Annotated in this window: 7 protein-coding genes and 3 pseudogenes; 5 read left to right on the top strand and 5 right to left on the bottom strand. The window is 65.2% G+C overall.

Annotation, left to right across the window (positions count from 1 at the left end; all coding sequences use genetic code 11):
* Positions 1-5: 5 nt before the first annotated feature.
* Positions 6-107, top strand: a pseudogene (locus KWO_RS23475) (ATP-grasp fold amidoligase family protein); the annotation flags it as partial.
* Between the two features lie 184 nt (positions 108-291).
* Here KWO_RS23475 and trhA read toward each other — a convergent pair.
* Entirely contained in the window at positions 292-954 is a 663-nt protein-coding gene (gene trhA / locus KWO_RS00290; RefSeq protein ID WP_017113985.1) for a PAQR family membrane homeostasis protein TrhA, read from the bottom strand.
* A 177-nt stretch (positions 955-1,131) separates the two neighbouring features.
* Here trhA and KWO_RS00285 point away from each other — a divergent pair, with 177 nt between their 5' ends.
* A complete protein-coding gene (locus tag KWO_RS00285; RefSeq protein WP_010375377.1) occupies positions 1,132-3,627 on the top strand; it encodes a DEAD/DEAH box helicase in 2,496 nt (831 codons plus the stop codon).
* Positions 3,624-5,069, top strand: coding sequence for a ribonuclease H-like domain-containing protein (locus KWO_RS00280; protein WP_010375376.1), 1,446 nt, complete (start codon positions 3,624-3,626; stop codon positions 5,067-5,069). Before KWO_RS00285 ends, KWO_RS00280 begins: the two co-directional genes overlap by 4 nt.
* 333 nt (positions 5,070-5,402) lie before the next feature.
* Here KWO_RS00280 and avrBs2 read toward each other — a convergent pair whose 3' ends face one another.
* Entirely contained in the window at positions 5,403-7,595 is a 2,193-nt protein-coding gene (avrBs2, locus tag KWO_RS00275; protein WP_026113119.1) for a type III secretion system effector avirulence protein AvrBs2, read from the bottom strand.
* Between the two features lie 144 nt (positions 7,596-7,739).
* On the bottom strand, positions 7,740-8,924 hold the full coding sequence (locus KWO_RS00270) for an ROK family protein (protein WP_050560766.1): 1,185 nt from the start codon (positions 8,922-8,924) through the stop codon (positions 7,740-7,742).
* Positions 8,925-9,000: 76 nt separating this feature from the next.
* Between KWO_RS00270 and KWO_RS00265 the strand changes: the two are divergent.
* Positions 9,001-11,669 (top strand): annotated as a pseudogene (locus tag KWO_RS00265) (TonB-dependent receptor).
* Positions 11,670-11,679: 10 nt separating this feature from the next.
* Entirely contained in the window at positions 11,680-12,465 is a 786-nt protein-coding gene (locus KWO_RS00260) for a DUF1868 domain-containing protein (protein ID WP_010375372.1), read from the top strand.
* A gap of 196 nt (positions 12,466-12,661) precedes the next feature.
* On the opposite strand, the pseudogene KWO_RS00255 reads toward KWO_RS00260, so the two are convergent.
* Positions 12,662-12,936: pseudogene (locus KWO_RS00255) on the bottom strand (saccharopine dehydrogenase); the annotation flags it as partial.
* Positions 12,937-12,972: 36 nt separating this feature from the next.
* The gene (locus KWO_RS00250; protein ID WP_010375371.1) at positions 12,973-13,539 is read right to left on the bottom strand and encodes a hypothetical protein; all 567 of its coding nucleotides are present in this window, start codon (positions 13,537-13,539) and stop codon (positions 12,973-12,975) included.
* Positions 13,540-13,757 lie beyond the last annotated feature (218 nt).

Genomic DNA, 13,757 nt, shown 5'->3' with positions numbered 1-13,757 from the left:
CGTGCCTGGCGAGCGATTGGCGAGCGCCTCCTTGTGCGCAAGAACTGCTGGAGCAGGCGCTGGAACTGAGCAAGATGCTGGCAAGTGACTTCGGCTACCTGCGTTCGCCTACCCATTCCATCGGTGGCACACCTGCCTGGTTGGCAGTGCGCGTAAGCAGGCCAGAACTACGCGCTGTGGCGTAGATCGGCGCCAAGGATCACGCGCGGCCGGTCTCGGCGCCACGGATGCATGCCGCGTCACGCAACAGCGAGAGCACTTGTCGCTGGCGCGATGGATCGCGCCGGCGCCCTACATTTCACCCAATGGCCGCAGGCACAGCCAGATGGCATACCAATGCGACAGCGCGCCGCCCAGTACATGGGCGTGCCAGATGGCGCGGTTGTAGACCAGGGATTTGCGCACATAGAACGCCACGCCCACGGTGTAGAACGCGCCGCCGGCGACGATGAGCCAGAGCACCGCGCTGTCCAGCCCGGCGATCATCTGGTTGACCACCAAGCTGCCCGCCCAGCCCAGCAGTAGATAAATCGCCACCCAGAAGCCCTTGGCGATGCCGGGCAGGCACAACTTGGCAAACACGCCGAACAAGGCCACGCACCAAACGCTGAGGATCATCACCCAGCGCCAGGTGCCATCGAGCGCGACCAGGAAAAACGGCGTGTAGGAGCCGGCGATCATGACGAAGATGCCGGCGTGGTCAAACTTGCGCAGCATCGGTTGGCGCTGCGGCGGGGCGAAGTTGTAGGCCGCCGAGCAGGCGAACATCACCAGCAGGCCCAGCGCATAGATGCAGGTGGCCAGCAGCATGGTCTGGCTGGCGTGCGCGCGCCACACCATCCAGGCGCCCCCGACGATGGCCAGGAACAGGCCGGCGGCATGCACCGCAATATCGGCACGGCGGGCGGAGACAGACTTGTAATGCGGATCAGTGACGTTGGCGGACACGGGCACGGCGTTTCTTCGATGTGGGGGATCCCACAGCGTGCAAGGCAGCCGTGACGCTGTGGGGCGCACAGGATACCCGGCTTGCTGAATCCGCTCAGTGAGGCAGGCTGTGCGCGGCGGCGCCGGTCTCATACCCTGAGACATCCTTTTCGTTTGATCTCCCTCTTTGGGAGCCTTTGCCGTATGCCTCCGTTTGCCCTCGCTCCCCGCACCGAAACCGCCGAACGCGCGCTGGCCACCACCGACGGCCGGCCCACCCGCGATGGGGCGCTGCTCACCGAGCGCCTGGAACGGCGCTACCACGACCGCATCACCGGCAGCTTCACCATCCCCGGGCGCGACGGCCGCTACGCACCGATCCCCGACGATGTGCCCAGTGCATTGGCCGATGCACTGCACGCACGCGGCATCAGCCAGCTCTACAGCCATCAGGCCGACGCCTGGGCGGCCACCCAACGCGGCGAGCATGTGGCGATCGTGACGCCCACCGCGTCAGGCAAATCGCTGTGCTACACGCTGCCGGTGGTAAGTGCGGCGATGACCAGCGGTGCCAAGGCGCTGTACCTGTTTCCGACCAAGGCGCTGGCGCAGGATCAGGTGGCCGAGCTGCTGGAGTTGAATCGCGCCGGCGAGCTGGGCGTCAAGGCCTTCACCTTCGATGGCGACACGCCCGGCGATGCGCGCCAGGCGATCCGCCTGCATAGCGACATCGTGGTGAGCAATCCGGACATGCTGCACCAGGCGATCCTGCCGCATCACACCAAGTGGGCGCAGTTCTTCGAGAACCTGCGCTATGTGGTGATCGACGAGATCCACACCTATCGCGGCGTGTTCGGCAGCCACGTCACCAATGTGCTGCGCCGGCTCAAGCGCATCTGCGCGTTTTACGGCGCCAACCCTCAGTTCATTCTGCGCTCGGCCACCATCGGCAACCCGCATGCGCACGCGCAGGCCTTGATCGAAGAACAGGTGCATGCCATCACCGAATCCGGCGCACCCACCGGCGACAAGCACGTGCTGTTGTGGAACCCGCCGGTGGTCAATGCAGATCTGGGCTTGCGTGCGTCGGCGCGTTCGCAAAGCAACCGCATTGCGCGCATCGCCATCAAGAGCGGCTTGAAGACGCTGGTGTTCGCGCAGACGCGTTTGATGGTGGAAGTGCTGACCAAATACTTGAAGGACATCTTCGACCACGACCCGCGCAAGCCGCCACGCATCCGCGCGTACCGCGGCGGTTATCTGCCCACCGAGCGGCGCGAGGTGGAGCGTGCGATGCGTGCGGGCACGATCGACGGCATCATTTCCACCTCCGCGCTGGAGCTGGGCGTGGATATCGGCGCGCTGGACCTGGTGATCCTCAACGGTTACCCCGGCAGCGTGGCGGCCACGTGGCAACGCTTCGGCCGCGCCGGGCGCCGTCAGCAACCGGCGCTAGGCGTGCTGGTTGCCAGTTCGCAACCGTTGGACCAATACGTAGTGCGGCACCCGGATTTCTTCGCCGATGCCTCGCCCGAACATGCGCGCACCGCGCCGGATCAACCGCTGATTTTGTTCGATCACATTCGTTGCGCTGCGTTCGAATTGCCGTTCATTGCCAGCGAACCGTTCGGACCGATCGACCCGCTGGTATTCCTGGAAGCCTTGGCCGAAAGCGAAGTGATCCATCAGGAAGGCGACCGCTGGGAATGGATCGCCGACAGCTACCCGGCCAACGCGGTGAGCCTGCGCTCGGTGGCCGATGGCAACTTCGTGGTGGTGGACAAGAGCGACGGCAAACAGCAGATCATCGCCGAGGTGGATTATTCGGCCGCTGCGCTGACCTTGTACGAAGGCGCCATCCATATGGTGCAGAGCACGCCGTACCAGGTGGAGCGGCTGGACTGGGAAGGCCGCAAGGCCTACGTGACGCGCACGCATGTGGACTACTACACCGACAGCATCGACTACACCAAGTTGAAGGTGCTGGACCGCTTCGATGGCGGCGTGGCCGGGCGCGGCGACTCGCATCATGGCGAAGTGCATGTGGTGCGGCGCGTCTCCGGCTACAAGAAGATTCGTTACTACACGCATGAAAACATCGGCTACGGGCCGGTGAATCTGCCGGATCAGGAATTGCACACCACCGCAGTGTGGTGGCAGTTGCCGCAGGCCACACTGGGCAAGGCGTTCGCGTCCAAGCAGGATGCGTTGGATGGTTTCCTGGGCGCTGCATATGCGCTGCATGTGGTGGCCACGGTGGCGGTGATGGCCGACGCGCGCGATCTGCAAAAGGCCGTGGGCAATGGCGACGGCGCGTGGTTTGCGGTGGCCGACCAGACCGGGCGCGGGCAGTTGCGCGGCGTGGAAGCAGGCGATGCCGCTACCGTGGAATTGCAGCAGGCCTTTGTGCCCACGGTGTATCTGTACGACAATTTCCCCGGCGGCGTGGGCTTGAGCGAACCGCTATGGCTGCGCCAGGCCGAGTTGCTGCAGCGCGCGGACGAGTTGGTACGGCGGTGCGATTGCAGCGCCGGTTGCCCTGCCTGCGTGGGTCCGGTGCTGGCCGCGCACGAAGAAGGCAAAGGCGAGTCGCCCAAGTCGCTGGCATTGACAGTATTGGCATTGTTGTTCGATGCGGATGCACCGCTGCGGCATGCCACGCAGGTGGAGGACGACCTGGCGCTGGACGTGCTTGCATGAGTGTGAGTGCGGACCGGCTGCGCTTGCTGCGGCGTCAGGCTGGGCATGCGGATGCGCCTGTGCCGGTGATGGCTGATGGTGGCGATGTACCGCAGGGCCCGGCGGCGGTAGATGCGAAGGACGTGGGTGCCGCGCTTGTGGATGAGGTGCCGCAGCCAGCTTCCGGCGCAGCCGCGCAGGGCACGTTGCCCGCGCCCGGCAATGCTCCGCGTGTCAGCGCGCAACGCCTGCAGTTGCTGCGCCGTCAGGTCGGCGGGCTCACGCCTGCAGCGCACAAGGACGATGCGGTGATGCCGACGCGTGCGCAGCGGGCAACAAGCCCCAGCGCCGCGTCATCTGGTTCACGCGCTCCTTCGCTAGATAGCGCGGCTGCACGTCACGGCGCCGTTTCCGGTCGCTCTAACGACGCGCGTGCGCAGACCGGCGCGCCCACACGCACGCGCCGCGCCTTGCAGTCGCCCACCTCGGCGCTGCCTGCGCGCGATGCATCGGTATTTGCGTGGGTGGAGCACGATGTGCAGCACACATCGGCGGTGCGGTCGGATGTCGGTGTCGGTGAAAGCGTCAGTGTGGATGCCACTAGCGCAAGTCCTTGGCGGACATCGGCAGCATCGATGTCGGGACTACCACAGACACAACGGCGTACCGATATCGCCGGCCTGCGCAAGATGATCGGCCTGCGCGAGCGCGCGGTGGCGGCGCACACGCCAGTCCGTGCGCCATCCACCGATCGGGATCTCCCTGGCAACGAAATCGCACCCGGCCTGCATCTGATCAAAGCGTTCCTTCCGCGGGCGATTCCATCCGAGGCGCTCTCGCTGGCTTTCGCCAAACGCGACGATGCCGTCGACCCGATGGACCTGCTGTTTTTCGATACCGAAACCACCGGCCTGGCCGGCGGTACCGGTACCCGCGCCTTCATGATCGGCGTGGCCGACTGGTATGTCGATGCCGTGCAAGGCAGCGGCCTGCGCGTGCGTCAATTGATGATGTCCACGATGGCGGCCGAAGGCACGATGCTCGATCTGTTCCGCACCTGGCTGTCGCCGCGCACCGTGCTTTCCAGCTACAACGGCCGCTGCTACGACGCGCCGCTGCTGAAGACACGCTACCGCCTGGCACGCCGTGGCGAACCGATTTCTGCACTGGACCATGTGGATCTGCTGTTCCCTACCCGCCGGCGCTATCGCGGCATCTGGGAGAACTGCAAGCTGGCCACCATCGAACGGCAACTGCTGCGCGTTGTGCGCGAAGACGACCTGCCCGGCTCCGAAGCGCCAGCCGCATGGTTGAGTTACCTGCGCGGCGGCAGCGCGCGCAACCTGCGCCGCGTGGCAGAACACAACCACCAGGATGTGGTGACGCTGTCGCTACTGATGCAACGGCTGGTGGCAGTGGACGCGCAGGAGCGGGAGGTGATTCCGCTGCTAGAAAGTCCGTAGGACGACAGGATGCAGAGGTGCAGGCGGGCAGCAGCTGGCGCGACGAACAGAACACCACAGTCCTCGCGCACAGCCATGCACATCGCAATAGCGGCGACTGCCGAGCGGTGGCAACCCACTGGACCACCGGCACTCGCGCATCGGCATGACAAGGCTCGTCGGTGCGGACGTCGCCGTTGTGCTGGACACAGCGCCCAAGAGAAAGCCTCGCACTTGCAGCTGTCGGTGGCGCGGCCTTCTCCGCCGCCCCGGCTGGCTTTGGATCCGGTCTGCCGCCCCGGCGAAGCCAGCGACGGGTCGGCGCCTGTCAGCAAACGCATCATTGCGCCGCCATCATTCCTCCAGCTTGCCATCCTTGGCCTGCTCGTTGAGGTAATGACTCACGGGCGCACCGCGATAGCGCTCGGTGAGCATGCCGAGCGATTCCGCACGCGTGTCGATGGCCGCGCGTGCTTCCGGCGTCAGCTGCGCAGCGGCACCGCGATCCAGGCGCGCGCCCTCACGCACTGCATCGACGCTCTGCTTGTCCAGCGTCCGCTGGCTTGCGGCGAACTCCTGGCGACGCAAGTTTGCAAGCGCCGCATCGCGCTTTGTGTCGATGGTCGTTCCGGGCGGAGCATTCAACTCCACGCCGGTGTGTCCGCGTGGCAACGTGCGGTCTTCGCGCAATGCCAGCACCTCTTCGTTCGGCTCATCGGTAAGCACGCTCTCGCCCTGATCCCGAAAGGTCCCGGCGGTGCCGCGTTTCGGCTCGAATCCGTCTTCGTTCACCGGATTGATCTCGCCAAACATCCCCCACGTGAAGTATTGCCGCCCTCCATCAGACTTCGCCAACGAAAAGTCTTCGAAACGGTAGGCAGCACTGAATGCGGCCTCCTCGTAACCGTAGCCTGGCTGCCGCAGACGTGCGCGGGCTTCCTGCATGGCCTTGCCGGCGTTGCTGTCCGGGTGAGCAACCGTGACTTCTGCGATCACCGGATGCATGCCGTTCCAGCTTTGCATCCAGCCCGTTGCGGTATCGGCCAATCCGCTGACGCCGTCGCCACCGGGGAAGACAGCGCGCATCTGCGGGTTCTCGATGTGGGACTGGTCCAGGATCGGCACAACCTTGATCTTGCTGAGATCGTTTCTGAGCTTGCGCCGCCGCGGTTCGTCGCTGGAATGCAGCGGGTTGATCTGCAGACGCTTGCAGAGATTTGCAAACAGTTGATCGAATCCGCCCTTGTAGGCGCTCGAATACACCTTGATTGCCGTGAACGGAATAATCTGCGGTTGGCTCAGCAGCATCAAGGCGACGTCTTCAGGCGTGTTCTCCTTGCAGTCCAGCACGACCGACATGCCGGGTTTGGTCCCGCTCACGTGGCGCAGCACCTGATCGATACTGGCGAGGCGTTGATCGGTCTTGACGAAATTACCGTCCACGGGATTACGAATCACGATGGGTTGATCGCGTAATTCCGCGTACGGCATATCGGAGATCAGGCGATTATCGGGATGGTCTAGGGTTCGCCCCACCGTGAAGTCGTGGAAAAGCATCGGTACACCGTCTGCGCTCACCTCGACATCCAACTCCACGGTGCGGTAGCCCTTCGCATACGCGTTATCGATCGCAGAAAGCGAATTTTCCGGAATGCCATGGCGAAAGTCGTACAACCCACGGTGCACCATGACGTCCTTGCCGATCGCCTTGGTGCTGTCGGCATGCAGATAGTTCGCGTGCACGATGGTCTTGAGGTGCTCCTGGACTTCCTTGGTCTTGCCTTCAAGCAGACGATGATCGTCTGGCTTGTAGAACCCGGCGCCACCTTCCTGGGCGGGGATCTGGTGTCCCCGATACCGTGGAACCGCCAAGGTTTTGCGCCCCGCCGGCGTGCGTGCGGCGGGCTGCAGCCAGTCCGGCGTTGCCAGCCCGTGGCCGGGTAGATCCAGCGCCTTGCCCAGCGCGGTAAGCGCCGCGTCGCTGAAGGTGTCGCCAGACGCAAACGCGCGCTGCAGATTGAAGATGATGCGACCCTGCTGCGCATCGATCAGCACGGGACCGGCCGCCGCACGTGCGCGTGCGGGCAACCCGCGCGACATGGCATTGAATGCAGCCGTATCCAGATACACCGGCTCCAGTGTGCCGGCGGCGAAGCGTGCGGCAATGCTGTCGGGCGTGAGCGCCGTGCCGGCCTGCGCAAGATGCGTAGCAAGCTTGTCTTGCAGTGTCTGCACGGTGATCTGCCGCGCCTGCACTTCGGCCAGGCGCTGCTCTGAGAATTCGCTGTCGAGCGCCACCAAGGCCGGCTTGCCGGTCATCGCACTGTCGTTCAATGGCACCAGCGGAGGTGTGCTGCCGGCGCGGCGACGCGGACGTTCCCGCAGTGGCGGGGTGTCGCCCTGCATGTGCGGCACCTGCATCGGGCTGCTCGCACTGGTGTGCGTCGGTATCTCCAGCGCGGCAGTGTGGGCGACGGACGGTTGCAGAGGGCCTATACGCATAATGACCTCGAAAACGCGGCGGGCGGCCAGTAGACCGCATGGCATATGACAATTCGCAACCGAGGCGAAATATGCCACCTGTATGCGAAACGCTGCCTGCGGTGCGCACGCTGTACTGCCGGCCAACGCATGCCTGGTTTCGATGCGTTTCGCACCGCGTGGCGCGCGCATCAGCGCGCATGTCGCCTGCTAGAACAGCGTTTCCGTGAACGGCAGCATGGCCGCGCCCAGCACGCTGGCGTGGGTCGTCACCTGCCCGACTTTCAGCGCCGGATACGGCAATGCAACGCCACGTCGCGGCGCTGGTTCGAAGGCAATGCGGGCGATCAACCGGTGCGCAAGATCGGTTGGCAGGCGCGCGCCAAAAACAATGACACGCGGATCGATCAACGCAATGATTGCCGCCACCGCAAGCGTCACCGTCGGTTGCACCGCATCCAGCCACGCGTCGATTTGCGGCCACGCTGCATCGTAGTGCTGCAGCATGGTGTGCAGGTCCGGTAGCACGTGGCCATCGGCCGCCAGCGCTTGACGCAGGCTTTCCAGTGTTGGCCGCGCCATGCCGGTAATGGCCGAGATGCGCCCCAGTTCGCCCACATTGCCGTGCCCGCCGCGACGTACGTGGCCTGCAGCGATCACGCCGGCAGCAAAGCCATCGGCGATCGACAAATACACAAGATCCGGTGATTGGCGGCCAATGCCATACACGGCTTCCGCCAAGGCGGCGCAATGGGCATCGTTGTCCATCCAGACAGGGAGCTGCAGGCATCCGGCGACAAACCGGTCCAGCTCCACCTGCATCCATTCCGCTGCCAGCGACAGGGGCGGATTGACCCGGGTGCCGTCACCGATGCGCGGCCCGGTCATGCTGAGACCGACGCCGAACAGCTGCTGCCGATCCACGCCCGCCGCCAGTAGCAACGCCTCCAGCAATGCCGGCAGTTGCGCACGCACCACCGCCAACGTTAGCGGGAAGGCGGTGAACTGGCGCATGCCACGGACCTGCCCGGCGAAGTCGATCAGCACCACCGCGATGCCATCGACCATCAACGACACCCCCACGCTGTATGCATACCCCGGCACCAGACTCACTTGCGCGCTGGGTTGGCCGCGGCCGCGACGCGACGAGGGCCCCAACTGCAGCAGGCCATGTGCCACGAGCGGGTCGACGATGCCCTTGATGCCGGGCACGCTGAGCCCGCTGGCGCGCGGCAGATCCGAACGTTCGCACTGCCCGGCACGGCGGATCAGATCCAGCAGCAGGCGCTCGCGGGGGCTGGCGGCCTGCCCGTCGCTGCGACGGCGGTAATGCGAACGAATGGCTGCGTTTGCGAACAAAGAGGGGCTGCAGGGAGAAACGTCCGTCGTTGTCATAATCGTTTTAATTAAGCAGCTTAATTTAATCCGCCTGCGGCCCCACGGTGGGGCCAGCCGACGTTGGTATCGTGCCATGCGCCTGTTGCATCCCTATCCCCATTCCCTCCCCCGTCGCCCCGCCCTGTCTGGCCCACCGCATCCGCATGCGCTATCGCTTGCGCTGGGGCTGGCCTTGATCGCTTGGCTTCCCTGGCAGTCCACCGCTGCCGACATGTCCGGCGGAGCCGACGCGCTGACCATGGATACGGTGCAGGTGCGCAACCCGTTCCAGTCGCAGAACACGCGCGCCATCGCCACCAAGCAGGCGGCGCCCACCATCGTGGATTCGGTCGCCGCCGACAGCATCGGGCAATTGCCTGACTTCAATGTGGGCGATGCGCTGCGCCGGGTCACCGGCGTGAGCACGGTCGAGTACCAGGGCGAACCGCGCTATGTGACGGTGCGCGGCCTCAACGGCAACTACAACAGCATGCTGATCGACGGCTTTGCGTTTGCCAGTAACGACATCGGTAGCCGCCAGGCGCTGATGGATGTGCTGCCGGCGAACTTTGTCGACCGCATCGACGTGGTGAAGTCGTTGCTGCCGGAAAACGATGGCGGCGCGATCGGTGGTGTCACCAATCTGGTCACCGGGAGCGGCTTTGCCCGCCCCGATGGCCTGCTGACCGCCTCGGCCAAAGGCGGCGCCAACCTCATGGGGAGCCGCTATGGCGGCCGCACGCCAATGGGCGAAGGCGAGCTGAAATGGGGCAAGCGCTTCGGGCGTGACGGTGAGTTTGCGTTTCTGGGTGCGGCCAGCGTTTGGCGCCGTGACATTTCGGTGCCGCAGCAGGAAAACGGCGGCGCCCTGAACTGGTACAACGCCGATGGCACGCGCGCACCGGTGGCCTATGGCGGCACCGGCGCTGCAGTGCCCAGCGAGCGGCGCTGGTACAACTATGACAACACGCGCGAACGCCGCGGCGTGACCGCACGCGTGGATTGGCAGCCGGAGGGTCCGCTCAGCGGCCATGTGTCCGGCTACACATTCCGCCAGCACGAAGCCTCCGACCGCAATATGCAGGCCGCCCAGGTGCAAAACAGCGCGCGCCTGACCCGCAGCGGCCCGGAAAGCGGCACGCTGGATAACCTCAACCAGCTCGTCGAGTTAGGGCAACTGCGCTGGAAGCGCGGGTTGTCCGGCATCAACGGCGAACTGCTGGCCGAGCTGCCCGCCCAGTGGCGCGGCGCGCTGCGGGCAAGCACCTCGCGCGCCACGGTGGACAACCCGCAGACCTGGGACCGCTTCCAGCAAAACCACCTGGCCTACGGCTTCGATTGGAGCGGCACCCTGCCGGCATTCACGGCCTTGAACCCCGCACTGGCCGACGACCCGACCCGCTACGCCAACCTCAACCACCAGCAGGAGCGCACGACCTACGCCGAACGGGTGAGCGACCTGCAACTGGAGCTACGTCGCAACATGGACGAAGACAGCCGGGGGCTGGGACTGGCCTGGGGCCTGCGACAGGTGCGCACGCACATGCAGACCGCGTTCCAGCGCACGACCTGGAGCGGTTTGCCCTATTCGCTGGCCGATGTGCTGGGCGATCCCACCTGCGCCCTGGGTTGCAACGCGCCCATGTTGACCATCGACCCGGACCTGGCCGACGCCCGCTGGGATGCCGCGTCCGGCCTGGCGCGCGGGGTGGTGGACACCACCGCGCAGAACAGCGGCAGCTACAGCGTGGATGAGCAGGTGCGCGCCGGCTTCGCACAAGCACAGTGGCGCGGCGAGCGCTGGCGGTTGACCGGCGGCGTGCGCCTGGAGCAGACCCGCTTTGGCAGCAGTGGCCAGCAATTGAGCGGAACCGTCTGGACGCCTGTCAGTGCGCAGCGCAGCTACCGCAACTGGTTGCCATCGCTGGCCGGCCAGCTGCAGACCAGCGCCAACGGCACGTTACGCTTTGGTGCCTCGCGCTCGATCGGGCGACCGCGCCTGGACCAGATGGCGTTGAACGGCGGCGTGCTCACGCTGGGCAGCAACCCGTCCACGCTCAACCAGGGCAACCCGGACCTGCAGCCGCGTCGCTCGCAGAATCTGGACCTTGGCCACGACTGGACGTTCGACGACGGCGGCAGCCTGCTGTCGATCGCGCTGTTCCACAAGACCATCGACAACGAGATTTTCCGTTACGGCCAGCTGCAGAGCATCGACGGCCAGCAGGTGCTGGTCACCCAACCGCGCAATACCGACCGGCCGGTCCACATGCACGGCGTCGAACTCGGCGCGATCAAGGAACTGGGCCCGTGGCTGCCCGCGCTGGCCGGGCTGTCGGTCGGTGCCAATGTCACCTTCCTGGACGTGGACTACCCGGTGATCCTGGGCGATGCGATGGCAGCCGCACCACCTTATCGGTACTGCCGCAGCAGCCCAAGCAGCTATGGAATCTGACCCTGAATTACGCCCGCGGGCCGCTGCACAGCACCCTGGCCTGGAGCCGTACCGGCGAGCTGTGGGACGACCGCTACCCCAACTACAGCAACCAGCAGGAGTTCTATCGCAACCGCTACCAGCAACCGCTGGACCGTCTCGATCTGAAACTGGCCTGGGACCTCTCGCCCGCGGTGGCAGTGAGCCTGGACGTGCTCAATCTGGCCGGCCAGGGCTACGAGTACCGTATCGGCCGCCACCAGGAATACGTGCAATCGGCCTGGAAAATGGCACCCACCGTGATGCTCGGCATCAACATCAAACTCTGAGGGCTTTCCCATGTCGTCGTTTCTGGACACACGCATCAGTCGTCGTCACCTGATGGCTGCCGCTGGCACCTCGCTGCTGGCCAGCGGCATCCCCGCCCTGGCCAAGACGCCGCCACCGTCGGATGTTGGCCGCAAGTTTTTGCGCTCGCGGCGGCCGATGCCGTTTGCCGGCAACACCTTCGTGGGTCATCTAGAGCAGCAGGGCGATGGCTATGACAGCTTCGACCGCGTGCTGAACATCTACCGCGAACTGCCCGAACAGCGCTTCGCCAACAAATTCGCCTTGCTGCCGCCAAGCAGTTATCACGTGACCTTGCTGGGCGGGGTCAACGAGAGCGACCGTGCGCATGGGCCATGGCCAAGCGATCTGACGCGCGACCATGCCTTGGCAGACATCAACGCCGACTATCTGTCGCGAGTGAAAGCGCGCGCTGCGCCGCCGCTGGGCGCTTGCCGCTTCTTGGTCAACCCGACGGCGGCCAAGACCGGCGCTAACGACAATCTGCTGATTCCGTTAAAGCCGGCGGACACACAAACCGCGCAGCGCCTGGAAGCTGCGCGCCAATCGCTGATGACACTGACACGCTTGCAGCGCCCCGAGTACACCAACTTCCAGTTTCATATTTCGCTGGCCTACCTGTGCGACACGCTCGATGCGGCAGAACAAACCGCGTATCGCACGGCGGTGCGCGGCTGGCTCACACAGCTGGCAGCAGCAGGGCCGATCACGGTGCCGCGCTTTCATTTTTGTACGTTCGACGACATGTACGCGTTTCGCACGCTGCATGAGGTCTGAGGATGGGTGGAGGCTGCTACGGGGCTGTGTGACCTAGACGCGCGCCTCTGTAAAACCCCTCTCCCCTCGGGGCGAGAAGGCACGGTACGCGCGTCCTTGCCGCGCGTGCCTTGAGCGCCCGCACTGCAAGCGCCGGCCGTGGCGCGCACAGAGGTTGGGGCGAGGGTACGCAGCGCATCGCGCTGATAGCATCACTCGCATCGGCGCCGGTGGCCGCAAGCTGCGCAGCAAAGTCGCTTGCATCGATATCCAGCCGCCAGGTGGAGATGCTGCCGGGTGCGATACCCGGCCACTTGGTCGCCACATCGCCAGGATGGCGCCCGGCCGCGATCACATGAATCTGCGCCGTTGCCGCCAGCGCACGCACAATGCGCGCACCGAGTGGCCGAAGCCGCCCAACACCACTACCCGATACGTCATCGCCTGCTCGCCGCCTGCGTCTGTGCACAGTATCGGCGAGCGCACCCTCATCTGCGCTCGCGTTGTTGCACGGCTGGCACCCTGCGGCTAACCGTTGATACGCGTCGCGTGGCCGCTTTTCAGTGCTTCGCGCAACACCTTCAACGCCTGCTGCGTGACCAACCGGAATGTGCCAGCCTGCTTGCTTGCCAATGCGGCTTGTTGCCGTGCCAGTGCCTGTTGCTGCTGCGTCAATCCCTGCAGCGCATCGGGCGTTGCAGGTTGCTGCGCTTGCGTGGAGGCAGTGGCCGACGCTGTGCGTGTCGACGCCTGCCGCAGGCGCGGCTCAGCGTGCGCAGACAGCTGCGCGTCGAGTACAGCCTGCCGTTCGCTCAAGGCGTGCTGACGTGCGGCCAATCTGGCCTGAGCATCGGCCAATTGCTGGCTGCGCAGATGCGCCACAGCCAGCTGATGGAGCAAGCTTGGATCACGCACCAGGTACTGTTTCCCATCCGCACGAAACCACAGCACGCGTCTTCCATCGCCCGCGTCGCTTCGCGCCGTCTGCAGATCGTCGGGCGTGCCGTGCATCACTTCGCGATCGCCGTGCACCAGCACATAGGCGTCGCCTTCGCCCTGCGTGTTTGCAGTGGCATGGCCGCAGGATTTTTTCATGCCGGCACGCAGCCGTGCCGGTGCTGCTGCAGCAGCGGGTGCAAGGGGTGCGGCGGGTGCGACCGGCGTTGTTGAAGAAATAGCGGGCGCAACAGGCAACGCCCGCATTGCGTTGGCTGCGGGCACTGCTGAGCCTGCCCCGGTAACTGCAGGCGCGGGCGCCATGAGTGCGACCGGCGCTACCGGAGAGATCGCAGACACGCGCAGTGCAACGACAA

Origin of the sequence: Xanthomonas vasicola pv. musacearum NCPPB 4379, assembly GCF_000277895.2 — a bacterium.
Classification (GTDB): domain Bacteria; phylum Pseudomonadota; class Gammaproteobacteria; order Xanthomonadales; family Xanthomonadaceae; genus Xanthomonas; species Xanthomonas vasicola.
The sequence above is the reverse complement of the archived record's forward strand: the minus strand, read 5'-3'. Positions and strand labels throughout refer to the sequence as shown.

Bases quoted from the DNA above. Each gene is read 5' to 3' on its own strand.
- KWO_RS00285 (WP_010375377.1), top strand. From the start codon at position 1,132: ATGCCTCCGTTTGCCCTCGCTCCCCGCACCGAAACCGCCGAACGCGCG.
- KWO_RS00280 (WP_010375376.1), top strand. From the start codon at position 3,624: ATGAGTGTGAGTGCGGACCGGCTGCGCTTGCTGCGGCGTCAGGCTGGG.
- avrBs2 (WP_026113119.1), bottom strand. From the start codon at position 7,595: ATGCCATGCGGTCTACTGGCCGCCCGCCGCGTTTTCGAGGTCATTATG.
- KWO_RS00270 (WP_050560766.1), bottom strand. From the start codon at position 8,924: ATGACAACGACGGACGTTTCTCCCTGCAGCCCCTCTTTGTTCGCAAAC.
- KWO_RS00260 (WP_010375372.1), top strand. From the start codon at position 11,680: ATGTCGTCGTTTCTGGACACACGCATCAGTCGTCGTCACCTGATGGCT.
- KWO_RS00250 (WP_010375371.1), bottom strand. From the start codon at position 13,539: ATGAAAAAATCCTGCGGCCATGCCACTGCAAACACGCAGGGCGAAGGC.